The sequence below is a fragment of the Flavobacterium sp. PS2 genome (assembly GCF_046250155.1).
Taxonomy (GTDB): domain Bacteria; phylum Bacteroidota; class Bacteroidia; order Flavobacteriales; family Flavobacteriaceae; genus Flavobacterium.
The window spans coordinates 2,448,466-2,468,749 of sequence record NZ_CP176426.1 but is presented as its reverse complement, the minus strand read 5'-3'; the positions used below and the strand labels follow the sequence as shown (position 1 = coordinate 2,468,749).

Sequence of the window (20,284 nt, the reverse complement as noted above, 5' to 3'; positions counted from 1 at the left end):
CGCTATCCTAATTTTCATCATTAAGAAATTAAGGTTCATTAAGGATTGTATTTATAACACAGAGTTTAATTTTCTTAATCTCTTAATGGTAAAATCTTATTTTGCGTAATGCGAAATTTTATTTTGCGCTCACTCCTATTTTAAATACTTTTTCAATCCATTCGATACTTTCATCTACCATTGTATTATCATCTTTAAGGTGATTGGCAAAATGAGTTGTAATTTTCTGGATGATTCTTGCACTGATAATTTCGGCTTGTTCCTCGTTAAAATCAGCTATTTTTTTACTTTGGAAATCCAACTCTGAATTTTTTATCGCATTCAGTTTTTCTTTCAAAGCATTGATAGTCGGAGCAAATTTTCTTCCTTTAGTCCAGGTTACAAATTCTTCCTTAATTTCTTCAATGATAGCTTCGGCAGCAGGAATATGTTTTTTACGATTCTCTAAAGTTTCGTCTGTAAGTTGCGACAAATAATCCATGTGGATTAAAGTAACTCCTTCCAGTTCTTCTACATTTTCATTTACATTCTTAGGAATCGATAAATCTAGGATCAATAAAGGTTTTTTAAGATTTAGGATTGCTTTATCAACTGTAGGGTTTTGTGCTCCCGTTGCCACAACAACAACATCAGCCTTTTGTAGTTCAAGATGTAACTCTGAATAATCTTTTACAATAAGATTTAATTTTCCAGCAAGTTTTTCGGCTTTATCTTTAGTACGGTTTATCAAAGTGATATGTTCGTTTTTAGTATGTTTTACTAAATTCTCACAAGTATTTCTACCAATTTTTCCAGTACCAAATAACAAGATGTTCTTGTTCCCGATATCTTCAACGTTTTTTATAATATACTGAACCGAAGCAAAAGATACTGAAGTTGCACCTGAACTTATTTCGGTTTCATTTTTGATTTTTTTGCTAGCCTGAATCACTGCGTTTACTAATCTTTCGATAAAAGTATTGGCTAAACCAAATGCTTTTGATTGTGTGAAGCTAGTTTTAATTTGAGCAATAATCTCAAAATCTCCTAAAATCTGACTGTCTAAACCAGTTCCTACTCTAAAAAGATGATTAATTGCTTCTTGATTTTTATATACGAAACCAACTTTCTGAAATTCTTCGATAGAACCATTACTGTTTTCGCAAATCAATTTTATAAGTTGAAAAGGATGTTCTGCAAAACCATATATTTCTGTACGGTTGCATGTAGATGTAACTATTAAACTTTCAATTCCTTCATTCTTGGCTTGTTCCAGCAGGTGCGTTTTTCCATCAGCGTCTAAACTAAACTTACCCCTAATCGCAGCATCGGCCTTTTTATAGCTCAGTCCAACTGAATAAAAATACTGATGTTTCGATACGTTATTATTTTCCATAAATGCCCTTGTCATAAAAGTGCAACAAAATTATCATTATAGTATTTATAAAAGTAACGCTCAAAGTACTTTTTGTGTCGCTATGTGTTTTTTTAATTCTAATTGGTTGTTATTATGCAAAAAACGTTATTTTTGCAGCAAAATCAAGTCATTAGAATTGTTTTATTTAGAGTTATTCTAAATAAGATTTGAGATTAACTTTCATTTTTAGCAAAAAAAAATATCGCTATGAGTTCTCAAGAAATTATAAAAATTGAAGACGACTTTACGCTTATTCGTTTTCAGAATGACAGTTCGGAGTTATTTAATGCCCAGCGGGAGATTGGTAGTGGGCTGATACAGTTTCACTTTGGTATAAAAGGAAAAGCAAAATTCCTATTCAATCAAGGCAGCTATGCATTGGAATTGAAAGAAGAAAAATCGCTACTTTTATACAATCCTCAAAAAGAATTACCTCTCCATTTAGAACTTTCGCCAAATTCATGGGTTATTTCGGTAATCATTTCGATTAAGAAATTTCATGCATTATTCTCAACCGAAGCCGATTACATCACTTTTTTAAGTGCCGATAATAAAGATAAGAAATATTATAACGAAGGAAATATTAGTCCATCGATGGCTATTGTTCTGAGTCAGCTATTTCATTATAATCTACATCCATCAATAAAAAACCTGTATTACAAAGGCAAAGGATACGAGTTATTGAGTTTATATTTTAACAGAACCGAAGATCCAAATGCAGAACAATGTCCGTTTTTAATAGATGAAGACAATGTTTTAAAAATTCGAAAAGCCAAAGAAATTATTATCGCCAATATGGCTGAACCACCAGGTTTACAGGAACTAGCCGATGAAATTGGTTTGAACCTGAAGAAACTAAAAATGGGTTTCAAACAAATTTATGGCGATACTGTTTATGGGTTTCTATTCGACTATAAAATGGATTATGCCCGAAAATTACTCGACAGTGGTTCTTATAATGTAAACGAAGTAGGTTTAAAAATAGGATATAGTACTGGAAGTCATTTTATTGCAGCTTTTAAAAAGAAATTTGCAACAACTCCAAAAAAATATCTGATGTCGATAAATACTAATATTTAAAATCAACATCAATTTTATATATCAAAACATAAATAAAAAATAATATTTATCATATTTCTCAAAAGTTGTATTACATACTTTTGACGAAAATTTAAACAAACAAATGCTTAAAGCCTAAAGCTTAAAGCCTAAAGCAAGAAAATCATAATGAAAGGCGTATTATTAGTAAATCTAGGTTCACCCGAAAGTCCAACTCCAAAAGATGTAAAACCGTATTTAGATGAATTTTTAATGGATAAATACGTAATCGACGTTCCGTATTTATTGAGAGCATTATTAGTTCGTGGAATCATTTTAAGAAAAAGACCCGAAGAATCAGCACATGCTTACGAAAAGATTTGGTGGGATGAAGGTTCTCCTCTTGTTGTTCTTTCTGAAAGAATGCAAAAGAAAATACAACCATTAGTTGATATCCCTGTTGCATTGGCAATGCGTTATGGAAGCATGACAATTGAAAAAGGACTTCAGGAATTACATGAAAAAGGAGTTACCGAAGTATTACTTTTTCCTTTATATCCTCAATATGCAATGGCATCGACTTTGACAATATTGGTTAAAGCTGAAGAAATTCGTAAAAAGAAGTTTCCACAGATGACTTTTACCGATGTTCCTGCCTTTTACAATAAACCAGATTATATTAAAAACCTTGCCGATTCTATTAAAAGAAATCTAGTTGGTTTTGAATATGACCATTTATTATTTTCTTACCACGGAATCCCAGAACGTCATATTCGCAAAACTGATGTAACAAAATCACATTGCAAAATCGATGGTTCATGTTGTAACACACCATCACCAGCACATGATTTTTGCTACCGTCATCAATGTTATGAAACCACAAGACAGGTCGTGAAGTTATTAGGACTTCCTGCAGATAAATACAGTTTAACTTTCCAATCAAGATTGGCTGGAGACAAATGGTTAGAGCCTTACACTGATGTTGAAATTAATAAAATGCCAGCTAAAGGAATCAAAAATTTAGCTGTCGTAACTCCTGCTTTTGTTTCTGATTGTTTAGAAACATTGGAAGAAATTGCCATGCGCGCCAAAGAAGATTTTCAAGAAAATGGCGGAGAAGAATTCCTTGCTATTCCATGTTTAAATGATGATGACGAATGGTGTGTAACGGTAAGCAACTGGATTAAAGATTGGGCTAAATAGAAAATAGAGTAAAGAAAAAAGATTTTATACTGGACGCAAGTTGTGGCCAAAATTATAAATATATAATGGAATACTATAACTACTTAAAGTCATTACACCTCATCTTTGTAATCACTTGGTTTGCTGGATTGTTTTATATTGTTCGATTATTTGTTTACCAAATCGAAGCCAATGATAAACCATCACCAGAAAAAGAGATTTTGCAAAAGCAATACAAGATAATGACGTATCGATTGTGGTATATTATTACTTGGCCATCGGCAGTTTTAGCAAGCATTTTTGCTTTCTGGATGTTGTTTTTTACCGATTTAGGTAAATCATGGTTACAAATGCCCTGGATGCACGTAAAACTTTGCTTTGTATTTTTATTATATTTATATCACGGAAAATGCCATCAGATATTTAAGCAATTACAAAATGACGAAGTAAAACACACTAATAATTTCATGCGTTTGTGGAATGAAGGAGCAACGATAATCTTGTTCTCTGTAGTGTTTTTGGTTGTTTTAAAAAATGCTGTAAACTGGATTTATGGTGTAATCGGGATTATATTGTTCTCGGTTTTAATCATGTTGGGCTTTCAATTTTATAAAAGAATACGAGAGAAAAATAAATAGTCTTCAGTACTAGTCGCAGTTTCCAGTTTTGCACTGAGACTTAAAACTGCGACTGGAACTCAAAACTAAATACTAAAAAAATGTTCAAGAACTTCAAAATGTCGATGCTTTCGTTGCGTGTAAGGATATTCCTTTCGATGATTGTATTGATTGTTGTTGCTTCTGTTTTATTGGCTTCGATTTCGATTATTCAATTTAAGAATGAGGCCAAAGAATATCATCAAGAGCGTTTAGAGCGAAAAGAAAATGCAGTAAAAGAACACATCAATTATGTTCTTGCTACTACAACTTATCCTTTAAAAACTGCCAATTTGGATTTGATTTTTAAAGATAAAATTCATGAGCTAGCACAAATTCATAATATCGAAATCAACATTTATAGTCTTAAAGGGCAACTTTTAAAATCATCCAAAGAATCATTTGCTGTTGATAAAGTTTCGCCGCCAATCCCTGAATACATTTTAAAACTAGTGCGTTCTTCTATAGAAAAGCGCTTTGTCGATATAAAAACTCAAGATGGTGTAAAAAACCGTTCTTCGTATAGTTTAATAAAAGACGAAAAATTCAAACCGCTCGGGATTTTGAACTTACCATATATTGAAGATGATGGGTATTATGAAAATGAGCTTAATACTTTCCTTATCCGTTTGGGTCAGGTTTATTCGTTTATGCTTATTGTAGCATTTGCACTGGCTTATTTCCTATCAACCTACATCACCAAATCATTAAAAACCATTTCGGATAAGTTGAGTGAGACCAACCTGAACCAGAAAAACGAAATGATTGTTTTAGAGGCCAGCAGTAAAGAGATTAACTTCCTAATCAAGTCTTACAACGGAATGGTGGAAAAACTCGAGAAAAGTGCCATAAAACTAGCTCAAAGCGAACGTGAGGAAGCTTGGCGCGAAATGGCGAAACAAGTAGCACATGAAATTAAAAATCCGCTTACGCCAATGCGTTTGACAGTACAAAGTTTCCAAAGAAAATTTGACCCAACGGCTCCTGATGTTAAGCAAAAACTGAATGATTACTCCGAAACATTAATTCAGCAAATAGATACCATGACAGCTGTGGCTTCAGCATTTTCAAATTTTGCTTCGATGCCTGCACAACAAAACGAAACATTAAATGTGGTGGAAGTGGTAGAGCTTTCGCTAGATATCTTTAACGAAGAATATATTGTTTTCCAAAGTGAAGAGGAAGAGATTATTTCGAAAATGGATAGAACACAACTTATCCGAATTATTACCAATCTGGTTAAAAATGCCACACAAGCCATTCCAGAAATCCAACATTATAAATCGATTTTGGTTACTGTAAAAAGACAAGGCGACAATGTTGAAATTACTGTAACAGACAACGGAATAGGAATACAAAAACAAGATGTTGACCGCGTTTTTGAACCAAAGTTTACCACAAAGAATAGCGGAATGGGTCTTGGTCTCGGAATTATAAAAAACATTATCGAAAATTATAAAGGAACAATTACCTTTGAAACAGAATACGGAAAAGGAACCACATTTACGGTTACATTACCAATTACAAACTCATAAATAACAGTATCATGAACTACGAAAATATACTAGTCTCAATCGAAGAGAAAATTGCAACCGTTACAATTAATCGTCCTACGAAGCTTAATGCTTTGAATAAAACAACGATTAATGATTTGCAAAAAGCATTTAAATTATTGGCAAAAAACAATGACATTCGTGTGATTGTATTAACTGGAAGCGGAGAAAAAGCATTTGTAGCCGGAGCTGATATTTCAGAATTTGCTAATTATTCTATCGAAGAAGGAACTGCTTTGGCAGCAGAAGGTCAGGAGAAATTATTTGATTTTATCGAAAACTTAAAGAAACCAGTTATTGCAGCCGTAAATGGTTTTGCTCTTGGTGGCGGATTAGAATTGGCAATGGCTTGTCATTTCCGAATTGCATCTGATAATGCAAAAATGGGATTACCAGAAGTTTCTTTAGGACTTATTCCTGGCTATGGAGGAACACAACGTTTACCTCAACTTATTGGTAAAGGTCGTGCTATGGAAATGATTATGACTGCAGGAATGCTTAACGCTCAAGAAGCTAAACAATACGGATTAGTAAATCACGTAGTGCCTCAGCCTGAACTTATTGCTTATTGCAACGGTATTGCAGAAAAAATAATCAAGAATGCTCCATACGCTATTTCTAAAGCGATTAAAGCTATAAATGCTAATTATAAAGATGGCAAAAATGGTTTTGAAACTGAAATAAAATCTTTTGGTAAATGCTTTGGAACTAAAGATTTCATCGAAGGAACTACAGCATTCTTAGAAAAAAGGAAAGCTGAATTTACAGGGAAGTAATTTTTTTTACCGCAAAGAACGCTAAGGTTTACGCAAAGTTCGCAAAGCTTTGTGTGATTTTATCCCTAGCGTTCTTTGCGTATCCCGAAGCTTCGGGATTGCGCCCTTTGCGGTTAAGTCATTAAACTGTTAAAACAATAAATAATATTAAAACAACATCATGTCTTACGAACCTATATTAAAAGAGTTTTGGCAAAAAGTAAAAGAAAGTATCCAGAGCGGAACTTTTGCTAAACTTACATTGGCTAAAACCATTGGTGACACCGAAATAAAGAACATCTATTTCCGTCTTGTCATCAACGAAGACAACACTTACGGTGTTTCTCTTACAGCACGTTATAAAACAGAAGAAATAGAAAGTTTCCATACTCTTGATGAAGCTTTTATTGTTCTGACTCCATACATCAAGAATCCTTTTTTAACGGCTTTATTGTTTACAACCGATGCTGATATTACTTTTAAAGTAAATAAAAAGAATGTAGGAAGCATTATCGAACAAGCTCCGACTTTTAAAAATACATCTCCAGTAATGCTTGAGATGATTGAAAAAGGTATTATATAATCAAAGAAGCACTGCGGTGCGTCTCTACTAATCATTCATAACCAAAACCACCAAGAAATATTCCAAATGAAAACTACAGTAACATCTTTATTTTTAATAACTACACTTTTTATGGGTACAGCTATTTTCTCTCAAAGCACTTTTAAAGAGTATAAAGCAGGACACACTTTTGATATCAGTTTACCCGATTATATGAGCAAAACTGCTGATTTAAACAGCTCTGCTGCCATACAATATAAAAACGTAGTAAAAGATATTTATGGAGTTGTCATTTTTGATACTAAAGAAGAGTTGAAACTTCTTGAAATGAACTACACCTCTACTAACGAATTTTACGAGGATTTCATTAAAGACTTTCTAAAAGATGAAGAAAAAAGAAATGTATCAAAACCAAAATCGACAAAAAAAGGAGAGATCAGTTTTATCGAATGTGATGCAAGTTATTTTGACAAAGAAATCAATAATAGCATTTACTACTTTGTTGGGATTGTAGAAACAAAAACCGCTTTTTACAAAGTTTTATCCTGGTGTTCTATGGAGAACAAAGACAAGTATAAAGCAGATTTCCAAAAAATACTTTATAGCTTAAAAGACTAAAAAAAGAGCCTAAGTTTAATACATAAACTTAGGCTCTTTTTTTTAAAAGGCTTCGACTCCGCTCAACCTGACAAACTAAACTCTTCTTACTGATTACTTTTCAGAGTTTATATTTCACTAAAAACTGAATACTGAGACTGAATACTACTTCACCCCTTCCCACTCAGCATAAAACTGTGAAAGGAATGTTTCCATAAAACGGTGTCTTTCGGCAGCGATTTGCTTTCCAGTTTCGGTATTCATTTTATCTTTTAGCAACAATAATTTCTCATAAAAATGATTAATTGTTGGCGCATTATTCTTTTTATATTCTTCCTTAGTCATATTGGTAATCGGAGCAATATTAGGATCATAGATAGTTCTATCCTTGAACCCTCCGTAATGAAACGCTCTTGCAACACCTATTGCACCAATAGCATCTAAACGGTCTGCATCTTGTACGATATCTAATTCTGTCGAATTAAATTTCTTTTCAAAATTGCCTCCTTTGTATGATATGTTTTCTATAATACTTACAACATGCGCTATAATCTCTTCCGAAACATTTTCTGACTCTAAAAACAATCTTGCTGTTCTTGGTCCAATAGTTTCATCTCCGTTATGAAACTTACTATCGGCAATATCATGTAGCAAAGCACCTAATTTTACCACTGTAACATCACAAGGTGTGTTATTAGCGATTAAAAGTGCATTTTTATACACTCGCTCAATATGAAACCAATCATGCCCTCCTTCGGCATCATTTAGTTTTTCTTTTACAAAAGTGATTGTTTTACTTATTATCTCAGAATTATTCATATTCATGTATTTAATTAGTGCTTCTCTGCAAGACTAAAAATAGTATACAGATTTTGCAGATTAACAGGATTTAAATAAAAAAATTACCTCTAAATCCTTATTTTAAATAAAAAATGTTGATTGTCAAAGTCTTGAAAACCTTAACAATCAACATAAATATTTATATTTTTTCAAAGTTCAGCTTCAAAATAGAAATTCAATTTAAAATCCTAAATCTAAACTCAAAATCAGAAATTTAAAATTTAAAGTCTTGCAGGCTCTACCCATTTAAAGATATGTGACTCTTGAGGAATAACTAATCTTTCGGATATTTTTGCCATTCTTCCTGGTAATTTCATCAAGTAATCACGCGCTTTTTCAGCTTCATCTGTAAGACCACCAATTTTGTCAATTTCCCATTTGTCAATTAACTTTTGCATGATATCTACATAATCGCTAGCAGTGTAAACACCAATACGTTGTGCTGAATCAGAAAATTGCTCAAAAGCAGAACTTATTTTTTGCCCTGATTCTCTAAGGAAATGCGCTGGCATAACGATTTTTTGCTTCATCATGTATTGAAAAGCAAGCATCATTTCGCTAGGATCAACTTGAAAAATACGAGTAACAAATTCGCTATATGCATGATGATGGCGCATTTCGTCACCAGCAATCATTTTACACATTTTAGACAATTTGTTATCGCCATATTTCTTAGCCATTTGTGCTACTCTGTTATGAGAAACATACGTTGCAAGCTCTTGAAAACTAGTGTACACAAAGTTTTTGTATGGATCACTTCCTGTCCCGATATCAAAACCATCATTGATTAAATGTTGTGTGGTCATTTCTATTTCGCGCATATTTACACGACCAGACAAATACAAGTATTTGTTTAGCAAATCACCGTGACGGTTTTCTTCACCAGTCCACTGTCTGATCCATTTAGACCAACCGTTTCCACCATTTTCTACTTGATTAATACCTTCTACATCCATTAACCAAGATTCATATGTTGGTAATGCTTCTTCGGTAATTGTATCACCTACTAAAGTTACCCAAAAATCGTATGGTAATTCTTTTGCTATTTCGCGTAGTTCTTTTACCTCTTCAAAAAAAGTATCTTTTTCAGAATTGGGTAAAAAATCTGACGGCTGCCAAATCTTTTCAACAGGTATTAAATACTGTTCAACGAAGCTGTCTACGTTTTTCTCTAAAAACTGCATCACTTCTAATCGAATGTTCTTTATAGACATTTTATATAATTTAAATTTTAACTCCTTCTACTACAGCCTTTTCCGACTTTTCCATTATCGTTGTAAAATCGTAATCCTTCACCGCTAACGGTTTATGGATGGTAAAGGTAAGATGATTTCCTAAACCCACAGGAAAAAAGCCAAATTTTACCATTTTCCATGAGTTATTAATACTAACAGGTACAACATATGCAGATGGTGCATATTTGCATAATATCTTCAAACCGTTTTGAGCAAATTCCTTTGGTTTTCCAGTTTTACTTCGAGTGCCTTCGGGGAAGATTACGGCAGCACGATTATTTTTTTCAATATATTCAGACAATCCTTTAATAGCAGGAATGGCTTGTTTAGGATCTTTACGGTCAATTAGGACGGAACCTCCATGACGTAAATTATAAGATACACTTGGTATTCCTGAACCTAACTCTTTCTTACTTACAAATTTACAATGAAAACGGCGTAAATACCAAATCATTGCCACAATATCGTACATGCTTTGGTGATTTGAAACAAAAATAATAGGAACTCCAGTTGGAATTAATTCTCTGTTTTCAAATTTATATGTTGTACCAACTAGGTTTGTACATCTAACCAAAAAGAAATTAAGGTAATCTACACTTTTTTTATGTGCTTGGTAACCAAAAACATTAAAACAAACCCATTGAATTGGATGGAAAATTGCTAAACAAAATCCAAAACACAAATAATAAATAACGGAAATGGGGTACGAAATTAGTTTTTGCATGCTTAAAAAATTAGCTGCAAAAGTAATAAATATATTTTTAGCTCTAATTAAATCGCAAATAATAATAGGTTTGTTGTTAAATTGTACCTTTGTTGCATAATCCACAGTTTTTTCAAAATCAAAAAATGAGCTTTACTTACCCAAAAAACGAACGACTAAAAAGCAAAACAATAATTGGACTACTATTTTCTGAAGGAAAATCGGTGTCTAAATATCCGTTGCGATTAGTTTATTATTCTGGTGATATAAAGCAAGATGAGAAAATAAAAATGGGTGTTTCGACGTCTAAAAAATATTTTAAAAAAGCTGTTGATCGTAATTACTTCAAACGCGTTTTGCGCGAAACTTATCGTTTAAACAAGCATATCTTACTTGACAATTTAGACAAGCCTTATTCGTTTATGTTCTTTTATCAAACAAAAGACAGACTGTCTTATGAAGAAATCAATACTAAAACGATTCAATTGTTTGAAAAATTTGTACTTCAGATAAACCCAAAACCTATTCCTGAAACTGAAACGGACGTACAAAACGATTCGATTCAATAGATTTTACTACTCAAAAACGTGTTTCGGTATAGACTCTCGTTAATGTTGCTGAATTATTCTTATTTTAGTACTCTGAAATTTAAGATAAATCACAAACATGGTCGCGTTTTTCAAAAAAAAATTTATAATCCCTATTGTTGCAGCTGCTTTTTTATTCATTGGAACTAGTTTTAAAGACGACTTCTTCGAAATCGCAAAGCAAATAGAAATCTTTACAACTTTATTTAAAGCTGTAAACACTAATTATGTGGACGAAACCAATCCTGGTGATTTAATGGATAAAGCCATTAAAAGCATGTTGGGTAGTTTAGATCCCTATACTGTTTACTTTAATGAGCAAGATGTTTTAAATTTTAAAATCAACAATACGGGAGAATATACCGGAATTGGTGCGCTGATTACCCGAAAGGCAGACCGATTGATTATTAAAGAACAATACAAAGATTATCCTGCCGATAAGGCCGGACTTAAAGCTGGTGACGAAATCATCCAGATTGGTGATGTACTAATTGCTGACTTTAAGGATGATGCTTCGCAATTGCTAAAAGGTGCTAAAAACACTAAGATCGCTATTAAATACCTTCGCCAGGGAAAAACGAATACTACTGATATCGTTCTTGATGAAGTAGATATTAAGTCCGTTCCATTTTTCGGAATGATTGATGCTAAAACGGGTTATATCGTTTTGGCACATTTTAGCCGTAAAGCTTCTGCCGAAACTCAAGCCGCATTAGAACAACTTAAACGTGATGGAGCAACTCAGATAGTTTTGGATTTAAGAGGGAATCCAGGTGGACTTCTTAATGAAGCTGTAAACATTTGCAATCTTTTTGTACCAAAGAATGAAGTTATTGTAACTACAAAATCGAGAATCGAAAAGCATAATAACACTTATAAAACTACTAAAGAACCTATTGACACTCAAATCCCATTGGCTATTTTGGTTAACGGAAGAAGTGCTTCGGCATCTGAAATTGTATCGGGAGCTTTACAGGATTTAGATCGTGCGGTTGTTCTTGGAAGTCGTAGTTTTGGTAAAGGTTTGGTACAACGTTCTGTTGATCTTACTTATGGAACTCAACTTAAAGTAACTATCTCTCGTTATTATACTCCTTCCGGAAGATGTATTCAGGCACTGGATTATGCTCATAAAGACAAAAATGGTGTAGCTACAAAAACTGATTCGAAAAACTTTAATGCTTTTAAAACCAGAAAAGGAAGAACTGTTTATGATGGCGGTGGGGTTATGCCTGATATCGAATTAGACGAAACTAAATTGAGTGCAATTACTAATGCGTTGCTTAAAAACGATGGTATTTTTGACTATGCAACTAGTTATTATTATAAGAATCCTAATCTTGGAACTCAAATTCCGACAATAACTGACGCTGATTATAGTAGCTTCAAACAGTTTTTGAAAACCAACAAGATTACTTTTGATACTGAAACTGAAGTGGCTTTAAAAAACACTTTGGCTGCAGCCAAAAAAGAAAAAATAGACGAGACTATTACTTCTGAATATCAGCAATTACTTAATGCACTGGAGAAAAGCGAAACTACTTTACTTGACAAGAACCAAAAAGAAATCAAAAATCTGATTTTGGAAGAATTAATAAAAAGATACCAATATCAAGAAGGTTTGTATCAATATTATCTTAAAAACAACTCAGAGATTAAAAAGGCGGTTGGAGTTTTAAATAACCAAACGGAATATAAATCTATCTTAAAAATGTAATTAAATAAAGATCGGTTTTATAAAAAAATGCCAAAAGGAATATTTTTCTTTTGGCATTTTTTATAAAAGTACAAGTTTAAGTCTATGAGTTAATGTTAATTATACTCCCTTAAGTTTTCCTATTATCACGATTGCTGTGAGAAGTCTCCCGACTTCACACCCGCTCCAATAAACAACATATTTTTATAATCAAGCTAATATTAAATAGTAAATCCAAAGTAGGGCTACGAAGTCGGGAGACTTCGTACAGCGCAACTGTAATTATACGCTCGTTTCCTTAAATGACAACTACAATATTTTAAAAATAAATTCTATAAATATCTCTTTAACCAATCGGCTATCTGATTTAACAAATTATCGTTCACAATTTCTAAATCATGTCCTTCATTTTCATAAACCAATAAGCGTGTAGTATATTCTTTTGAGTTTAATTTGGAATAAAAAGCAAAGGCATTACTAATATCAACTTTTACATCTTTATTACCCTGAATAATAAAATGGGAAACTTTTTTATTCTGGATAGAATCTATTGCCAGTAAACTAGAACGGGTTTTTAAGGCTGCAACAGAATCTTTGGCGTAACCAGGAATTCTTTCTCTATAAACCCCAAACATCTCTGGACGTTTTGTTTCAATTAAATCAGCTTGTCCTGCAATTGCAATATTGGTTTTTATACGATTAGTCTTTTTAAGCATCAGGAAATTAGTCATAACGCCACGACTCCAGCCAAAAACACCAATCCTGTTTTTATCGGCATTAGGCAATTGATCTATAATATCAAAAAGACTTAAGACATCGTTTACATCTTTACCACCAAATTCGTCTACACCTTCACTTACTGAAGTTCCACGGAGTTGAGAACCAATAACAATATAACCTTCATTGGCAATTTTGCTAAGAAACTCCGTTAAAAAAACAGAATTAACTGCACCAAAATTACCGTTACCACCGCGATTGTATATTAAAACGGGATAGTTCCCTTTCTTTTTAGGTTCTATTAAAAAACCTCTAAGTTTTAGGTTGTCAAAAGACTTGTAATGAATACTGCGGAAATTTAAAGAATCAAGAAATTGGTATTCTTTTTTTAAAACTATCTTTTCATTTATCTTTTCCGAAATAACTGGATTAAAAGGGTAATCCGTAATTTTTCGGTTCTCTAATGTGAAACTAGATTTTGATGTTTGTGCAAAACTGAAATTGAATAAAAACAGCAATACCAAAAGAATAACTTTCTTCATATTTTATTTAGTAATTGACTTCATGTATGTACCAGTATATTTATCTGCAAATTCTACATACCATTTGTTTAATGTTTCTTCGCCTAAATTATCATAAATAAGCTCATATTGTTTCTTTAAAGCTATTTTATAATCCTTTAGACTTTTCTCAATATCCTTATTCCACTCTTCGTTTTCTTTTCTGGTTTTTGGCTGATGATGAATATATTGTCCGAAATAAGTTTGACAAAACTCATTATAATCTTTTGTAAAAAGAATAAAATTATGCCACATTTCATCAATTATAATTATAGAGTCATCACTAATAAAATTAAAATTTACATTGGAGCATAACCAAAGCCATTTTTTTGTTTCCTGAAAAATGCTAACTGCTTCTGATTCTTCTATTTTATAAAACTTTAGAAATCTATCTACAACATCTTCATTCTTATAATTGAGTACATTACTCAAACTTTCTTCCATACTTTTTTGCATTACTTGAAAAAATTTAAAAAAAAGGAGGCAATGTAAAACATTAACCTCCTTTTGTGTTATTAAACTGCTGTTACAACACCTCTACAATCTCTACTAGCTGTACAAGATCCTGAAGAATTACCTCCTCCAACAATTTTCTCTAAACGCTCAAACTTTTTATCTAATAAATCATTGATTGTTTTTTTCTTTTTGTCTTCGTTAATTTTTTTCATCGTTTTTAATTTTTACGGTTAGATTTAAATTTTGTACTAATCTGCATTAAGTATTTCTTATCTCTTTTGCCTGTCGACTGGGCTATTCAAGATTTGAAATGATAACAAGTTAGTTTTTCAAAAATAGACTCTAATGAAAATAATCCTTATGCATTTTTATGCGAATTATGTAAATCTTAAAGGATTCACGCGTATAAAAAGCTTGTATAATTAACAAAACTTTCAAAATATCATTAAAAGTGGGTATTGTTCTGAAAAAAATATTTCCTCATTTTTGCAGCAAACTAAAAATAAAAATGACCAAAAAGAAACTGCTACAAGTAAGATTAAACAAGGGATTCTCTCAGGAAAAACTAGCAGATTTAATTGGTATGACTCAATCTAATTACAGCCGAAGAGAAAATGGACGCAAAAACATTTCGGAAGTAGAATGGCTTAAAATAGCTAAAGTTTTGGGTGTAGAAAAAGAAACTATTTATGAGCCTAATAGCGATAATAGCAGTATAATCGATCCGTTTAATATCCCCGATTCTATTTTTAAACAACTTGAGTTGCTAAGAACAGAAAATATAATGCTTAAAGAAAAATTGAAAGCTCTTACGAACTAGTTCTTAGCTATTACACTTAATTTGTTGGGTGTAATTACTTTATCTATTGACTTTGCTTGGGCACAAAAGTTTCATTTAACGCATAGAAACATAGATTTTATGTGTACAAAAGAGTACAAAAAGAAATATATTTCTTTCACATAGCCAGTCCCGAACCTTCGGGATGTATTTTAAACAAGTGAAACGCCTTTTTTGAAAGTTTCAAAATCTATGTCTCTATGTGTTAAAATAATTTCAACTTATATTTTGTGCATAAAAAACACTTGTAATTAACTTTTAATCATCTCGATATGCGGAATATCATCTTCAAGATACATTTCGCTGGTTTGCACAAAACCATGATTTTCGTAGAATTTTTTCAGGTATAATTGTGCTCCAATAGTAATATCGGTTTTATTAAAATGGTTTTTAATTCCTGCAATTGCTTCTGTCATTAAATCATGTCCCCATTTTTTATCGCGATAATCCGGGCTTACCACAACTCTTCCTATCGAGGCGTTATCAAAACTAATTCCGGCATCAAAAAGACGTGCATGAGCCACAATTTTGCCTTCATATTCGCCTATTAGGTGAAAAGCAAGTTTGTCTTTCCCATCTAGATCTAAATAAACACAGTTTTGCTCTAATACAAAGACTTCACTTCGTAATTTGAGGGTATCGTATAGTTCGTGAACAGTTAATGCCTCAAAAGGCTTAATTTTCCAATTTGGTTTCATGTTGTAATAGTATAATCTGATTTTATTTTAAAAGAGTATTATCGCTTATTGATTCTAACCGATTTTATAATGGCTTCTAGTTCCAACATCGAATCTCGCTCTTCATTGGATGGAGAATAACAAAATCCCTCGAGTACTAGTATTCGGTTATAGGCTTTATCAATAATTGCATAATTAATAAAAGGTCCTGTCATGAAATCATTTCTTAAATCCCAAGTGCCTTTGGTTTCATAAGTAGTTTTTCCGTCTAGTGTAATTTTAGAGAAATAAGGTGCGTAGGCTTCCTCGGTAATCATTTGAGTATTGGGTTCTCGACCTTTTATATACCTTCCTACTGAATCCCGCATTTTTACGATGTTGCCAACAATATCGGAGTTCTTGGTAATACTTGTTATTGGAACCTGGTAAATAAGTAAACTCGTACTACCACTTACCATTTCTTTTTTAAGCCAAAGAAAGTTACGCTTATGCAATGCATATTCATATCCTGTGGGAACATCTAACTTTATATGAAACTTATTGTTGAGAATGGCACCATCTAACAGTGATTTACTGTTGTTTTTTTGGCATTCGGCTATTTCGGTTTCCCTAATTATTCGAATTATTTGCGGTGTGTGTATTTCAAACGCTTCTATAATATCCGAAACTGATTTTCCTGATATTCGAAATACATTTTGTGGTGATGTATAAACGTTTTTAGTGATTTCGAACTTACTTGTATTCGATTTTTTAACTACAATAATATTTCGCCCATCGGTCATGAAACCTTCTAGTAGTTTGGCTGGATATTGATTTATGGTAAATAATGGTTCTTCCTGAACAAGACCTACAACTGGTGAAGCAAATTTATTCCTGATGCTATCCCCCACTTCTCCGTACCACAATTGATCATCTATAATAATCGAGATTGTGTTTATTTTACTGCTATCGTTGTGCTGATGTATTTTCTCATTCTTTTTTAGACATGAGAAAAACAAAAACGGAAGTATTAGCAATAAAAAATGGGTTTTATTCATCTTTAATTTTTAGTTAAGTTATGAAATAAAACCCAAATTTATATACAATTTTTGATTATCCGTTTATTTTGAGCTTCATTCCTGGTTTAATAGCTCCGTTTTCGATATCATTCCATTTTTTAATATCAGAAATAGTTACTCCTGGATATTTTTTTGCAATGCTATATAACGAATCTCCTTTTTTTACATAGTAATCAACTCCAACATTTTTTACAACATCTGTTTTTTTCTTGAAACTATTAATGTTGTTTGATGCAACAATAATTTCTGGAGTTTCAGATGGTTCTTGAATATTAGAATGAATTACTAATTTTTTCATTGAAGCAATCATATCCATATTCTCTGGAGTCAAACCGTTCCATTCTTTTAAATCTGATAAAGAAACATTGAATTTCTTAGCGATTATGCTTAAATTATCTCCCGCTTGTACCACGTAAAGTGACGGCTGAGATTCGGTTGTTTTTTTATCATCAACACTAGCAATTGCTTCTTCTGTATGTTTTTTATCAACCGCAGGAACCAATTTTACTTCATTGATATCTTTCTTGATAATTTTGCTTTCCGAAATAATTTTTAGACTTTTCCCAAGTGCAATTGAATTACTCTTTAGGTTGTTCCATTTCTTCAATTGATTAATTGAAACATCATATTTACTTGCAATTGAACCTAAATTATCTCCTGAACGAACCTTATAGATTTGTGTTTTTGAAACAACAGTTTGGTTTGTTTTAGGCGAAGCCAATTTTGTAGCTGCAATTAATGTTTGCAGTCTATTTATTTTAGAACTTGATTCATGATTAAGATAAGCGTAAATTTTGTCTTCGTTTGAAGTAAAAATAGCCACTTTATCTTTTGGCAATCTCAAGAAATGCTCTTCGTCTTGATAAAACGGAACTACATTCAGTTTATAAGATGGATTTAAAAGCTGTAGTTGTGCTTCGGGAACATCTAATAAATTAGATATTTGCCTAAAACTCATCTTTTCTTTAATTCTTACCGTATCTGTTTGAAAGTGTTGTACTACAGCCCTGTCTGGAACAATACCATGTTCTTTATGATATTCGTAAAGATACATTGTAGCTAAAAATGCCGGAACATATCCTTGTGTTTCTTTAGGAAGGTAACTACGAATATCCCAATAGGTTTGTTTTCCTCCTGAACGACGAATCGCTTTTGATACGTTTCCTGGACCTGAGTTATAAGAAGCTAAAACTAGCTCCCAATCGCCAAAAATTTTGTACATTTTTGACATATAATCTGCAGCTGCAGTAGATGCTTTTAATGGATCACTACGCTCATCAATAAACGAATCTATTTTTAGATTATATTGTTTACCAGTGTGGTACATAAACTGCCAAAGTCCTGTGGCTCCCATTTTAGAAACTGCTTTTGGGTTTAAAGCTGATTCTACAACGGCTAAATATTTAATTTCTAAAGGAACGTTTTGCTTAGCAAATGCTTCTTCGAACATTGGAAAATAATATTCTGATAAGGCCATTAATCGCGAAAATGATTTTTTACGATTCTTTAAGAATGACTTTATGATATTTTCCAACCCTTGATTATACTGAATATTAAAGGGTGATTTCTCATTCATTGCCTCAAGACGTTGCTTTAACAACTCGGTTGGCAATTCATAATCTACCTTTGCATCGGTATTAATTGTTTGGATATCTTTAGATAAATCTTCGTATATGTCTAAACTCACTAATTCTTTCATCCAAAGACTGTCTACCCGAACTGCGTAATCGTCTTTTACAAATGAATTTTTAACTGAATCTAAATACGAAATCTTAATGTCCTGCTTTACAACTGGGTTTGTTTGCGCAACTTCTTGTGCAAACAAACCCATTGTAGACAACAGGAGTACTGATAATGTGGTATTTTTTACAATCATAACATCTATTTAATTGACATATTTCTTACAATTTCTATGCCGTAATTTTTGCAAACTTAAGGACTATAAAATGAAAGATTCTTTAAAAAGTGTTAAAAATGAGATAGTTAGTCCAAAATAGCTGCGATTCCAGGTAAAACTTTACCTTCTAACATTTCTAACATTGCTCCACCTCCGGTAGATACATAACTCATTTTATCTTCAAAACCGAACTGTTTTACAGCAGCTACTGAATCTCCTCCTCCTACTAATGAGAAAGCACCGTTTGCTGTAGAAGCAGCGATATAATCTCCTAAAGCGATTGTTCCTTTGGCGAAAGATTCCATTTCGAAAACTCCTAATGGACCATTCCATAAGATAGTTTTTGATTCCATGATTACTTTCTCAAAGTTTTCCAATGATTTAGGACCTGCATCAAGACCTTGCCATCCATCAGGAATTGCATATACATCTACTATTTGTGTGTTTGCTGTGTTTGAGAAATCATCTGCAGCAATAACATCAACTGGAATATGTATTTGAACTCCTTTTTCTTTAGCTAATCTCAAAATTTCAAGTGCTAGTTCTAATTTGTCATCTTCACAAATAGAATTCCCTACTTTACCACCTTGTGCTTTAATGAAGGTAAAAGTCATTCCTCCTCCAATAATCATATGGTCAACTTTATCTAAAATGTTTTCGATAACCGTAATTTTCGAAGAAACTTTAGATCCACCAAGAACAGCTGTAACTGGTTTTTCACTATTTTTAAGTACTTTATTTAAGCTTTCTATTTCTTTTGCTAATAATGTACCGAAGCATTTTTCGTTAGGGAAAAATTGGGCAATTATTGTTGTCGAAGCATGTGCTCTATGTGCTGTACCGAAAGCATCGTTTACATAGATATCTCCTAATGAAGCTAATTCTTTTGCGAAAGCTACATCTCCAGCTTCTTCTTCGGCATGGAAACGTAAATTTTCTAATAATAAAACTTCTCCTGGTTTTAAATTTGCAGCAGCATCTTTAGCAACTTCTCCAACACAGTTTGAAGCAAACTGTACAGGAACTCCTAAAATATTTGAAGCTGTTTTTAAAATATGTTTTAAAGAGTATTTTTCTTCAACTCCTTTTGGTCTTCCAAGGTGTGACATTAAAATCACGCTTCCGCCTTGGGCTAAAATTGCATCAATTGTAGGTTTTGCAGCTTCGATACGAGTTGCATCTGTTACATTAAAATTTTCATCTAATGGCACATTGAAATCAACACGAATGATTGCTTTTTTATTCTTAAAATTAAAATCTTTTAACGTTTTCATTAAGGTA

General features: G+C 32.4%; 21 protein-coding genes. 10 read left to right on the top strand and 11 right to left on the bottom strand.

Annotated features, from left to right (window positions below):
- Positions 1-118: 118 nt before the first annotated feature.
- Entirely contained in the window at positions 119-1,375 is a 1,257-nt protein-coding gene (hemA, locus tag ACJ6WR_RS10610) for a glutamyl-tRNA reductase (RefSeq protein ID WP_409417765.1), read from the bottom strand.
- A 228-nt stretch (positions 1,376-1,603) separates the two neighbouring features.
- Between hemA and ACJ6WR_RS10605 the strand changes: the two genes are divergently transcribed.
- The 7 genes from ACJ6WR_RS10605 to ACJ6WR_RS10575 all read left to right on the top strand — a co-directional run bounded on the left by ACJ6WR_RS10605 (position 1,604) and on the right by ACJ6WR_RS10575 (position 7,760).
- On the top strand, positions 1,604-2,476 hold the full coding sequence (locus tag ACJ6WR_RS10605; RefSeq protein WP_039113478.1) for an AraC family transcriptional regulator: 873 nt from the start codon (positions 1,604-1,606) through the stop codon (positions 2,474-2,476).
- A 147-nt stretch (positions 2,477-2,623) separates the two neighbouring features.
- Positions 2,624-3,637, top strand: a complete 1,014-nt coding sequence (gene hemH, locus ACJ6WR_RS10600) for a ferrochelatase (RefSeq protein WP_323490087.1) — start codon at positions 2,624-2,626, stop codon at positions 3,635-3,637.
- Between the two features lie 65 nt (positions 3,638-3,702).
- Positions 3,703-4,254, top strand: coding sequence for a CopD family protein (locus ACJ6WR_RS10595; RefSeq protein ID WP_409417764.1), 552 nt, complete (start codon positions 3,703-3,705; stop codon positions 4,252-4,254).
- A gap of 137 nt (positions 4,255-4,391) precedes the next feature.
- A complete protein-coding gene (locus tag ACJ6WR_RS10590; protein ID WP_323490260.1) occupies positions 4,392-5,807 on the top strand; it encodes an ATP-binding protein in 1,416 nt (471 codons plus the stop codon).
- A gap of 11 nt (positions 5,808-5,818) precedes the next feature.
- Positions 5,819-6,601 (top strand): enoyl-CoA hydratase/isomerase family protein, encoded by a 783-nt coding sequence (locus ACJ6WR_RS10585; protein ID WP_409417763.1) that lies wholly within the window; start codon positions 5,819-5,821, stop codon positions 6,599-6,601.
- Positions 6,602-6,761: 160 nt separating this feature from the next.
- Positions 6,762-7,163 (top strand): hypothetical protein, encoded by a 402-nt coding sequence (locus ACJ6WR_RS10580; protein ID WP_323490085.1) that lies wholly within the window; start codon positions 6,762-6,764, stop codon positions 7,161-7,163.
- 66 nt (positions 7,164-7,229) lie between these two features.
- Positions 7,230-7,760, top strand: coding sequence for a hypothetical protein (locus tag ACJ6WR_RS10575; protein WP_409417762.1), 531 nt, complete (start codon positions 7,230-7,232; stop codon positions 7,758-7,760).
- A 144-nt stretch (positions 7,761-7,904) separates the two neighbouring features.
- On the opposite strand, the gene ACJ6WR_RS10570 is transcribed toward ACJ6WR_RS10575, so the two are convergent.
- From ACJ6WR_RS10570 to ACJ6WR_RS10560, 3 genes are all read right to left on the bottom strand, one after another.
- Positions 7,905-8,558: an HD domain-containing protein gene (locus ACJ6WR_RS10570; protein WP_039113831.1), complete on the bottom strand. Its 654-nt coding sequence runs from the start codon at positions 8,556-8,558 to the stop codon at positions 7,905-7,907.
- A gap of 242 nt (positions 8,559-8,800) precedes the next feature.
- Positions 8,801-9,793 carry an acyl-ACP desaturase gene (locus ACJ6WR_RS10565; protein ID WP_039113467.1) on the bottom strand — a complete coding sequence of 331 codons (993 nt, stop codon included), beginning with the start codon at positions 9,791-9,793 and terminating at the stop codon, positions 8,801-8,803.
- 10 nt (positions 9,794-9,803) lie between these two features.
- Complete coding sequence (locus ACJ6WR_RS10560) at positions 9,804-10,538, bottom strand: lysophospholipid acyltransferase family protein (RefSeq protein WP_039113830.1); 735 nt, start codon at positions 10,536-10,538, stop codon at positions 9,804-9,806.
- 125 nt (positions 10,539-10,663) lie between these two features.
- Here ACJ6WR_RS10560 and ACJ6WR_RS10555 point away from each other — a divergent pair, with 125 nt between their 5' ends.
- Both ACJ6WR_RS10555 and ACJ6WR_RS10550 read left to right on the top strand, forming a co-directional pair.
- A complete protein-coding gene (locus tag ACJ6WR_RS10555) occupies positions 10,664-11,086 on the top strand; it encodes a ribonuclease P protein component (protein WP_039113829.1) in 423 nt (140 codons plus the stop codon).
- Between the two features lie 97 nt (positions 11,087-11,183).
- Positions 11,184-12,821: a S41 family peptidase gene (locus ACJ6WR_RS10550; RefSeq protein ID WP_323490083.1), complete on the top strand. Its 1,638-nt coding sequence runs from the start codon at positions 11,184-11,186 to the stop codon at positions 12,819-12,821.
- Between the two features lie 311 nt (positions 12,822-13,132).
- Here the strand turns inward: ACJ6WR_RS10550 and ACJ6WR_RS10545 are convergent, their stop codons facing one another.
- From ACJ6WR_RS10545 to ACJ6WR_RS10535, 3 genes are read right to left on the bottom strand one after another with little or no spacing between them, the layout of a single operon-like run.
- The gene (locus ACJ6WR_RS10545; protein WP_323490082.1) at positions 13,133-14,059 is read right to left on the bottom strand and encodes a prolyl oligopeptidase family serine peptidase; all 927 of its coding nucleotides are present in this window, start codon (positions 14,057-14,059) and stop codon (positions 13,133-13,135) included.
- Between the two features lie 3 nt (positions 14,060-14,062).
- A complete protein-coding gene (locus ACJ6WR_RS10540; protein WP_323490081.1) occupies positions 14,063-14,533 on the bottom strand; it encodes a hypothetical protein in 471 nt (156 codons plus the stop codon).
- A gap of 59 nt (positions 14,534-14,592) precedes the next feature.
- Positions 14,593-14,745 carry a hypothetical protein gene (locus ACJ6WR_RS10535; RefSeq protein ID WP_165572098.1) on the bottom strand — a complete coding sequence of 51 codons (153 nt, stop codon included), beginning with the start codon at positions 14,743-14,745 and terminating at the stop codon, positions 14,593-14,595.
- A gap of 296 nt (positions 14,746-15,041) precedes the next feature.
- On the opposite strand from ACJ6WR_RS10535, the gene ACJ6WR_RS10530 reads away from it, so the two are divergent.
- Complete coding sequence (locus ACJ6WR_RS10530; RefSeq protein WP_323490080.1) at positions 15,042-15,353, top strand: helix-turn-helix transcriptional regulator; 312 nt, start codon at positions 15,042-15,044, stop codon at positions 15,351-15,353.
- Between the two features lie 269 nt (positions 15,354-15,622).
- Here the strand turns inward: ACJ6WR_RS10530 and ACJ6WR_RS10525 are convergent, their stop codons facing one another.
- From ACJ6WR_RS10525 to ACJ6WR_RS10510, 4 genes are all read right to left on the bottom strand, one after another.
- The gene (locus tag ACJ6WR_RS10525) at positions 15,623-16,069 is read right to left on the bottom strand and encodes a GNAT family N-acetyltransferase (RefSeq protein WP_409417761.1); all 447 of its coding nucleotides are present in this window, start codon (positions 16,067-16,069) and stop codon (positions 15,623-15,625) included.
- Between the two features lie 38 nt (positions 16,070-16,107).
- Positions 16,108-17,085 (bottom strand): DUF4837 family protein, encoded by a 978-nt coding sequence (locus ACJ6WR_RS10520; protein ID WP_409417760.1) that lies wholly within the window; start codon positions 17,083-17,085, stop codon positions 16,108-16,110.
- Positions 17,086-17,140: 55 nt separating this feature from the next.
- Complete coding sequence (locus tag ACJ6WR_RS10515; RefSeq protein ID WP_409417759.1) at positions 17,141-18,982, bottom strand: LysM peptidoglycan-binding domain-containing protein; 1,842 nt, start codon at positions 18,980-18,982, stop codon at positions 17,141-17,143.
- A gap of 107 nt (positions 18,983-19,089) precedes the next feature.
- A complete protein-coding gene (locus tag ACJ6WR_RS10510) occupies positions 19,090-20,277 on the bottom strand; it encodes a phosphoglycerate kinase (RefSeq protein ID WP_086895365.1) in 1,188 nt (395 codons plus the stop codon).
- Positions 20,278-20,284: the final 7 nt, after the last annotated feature.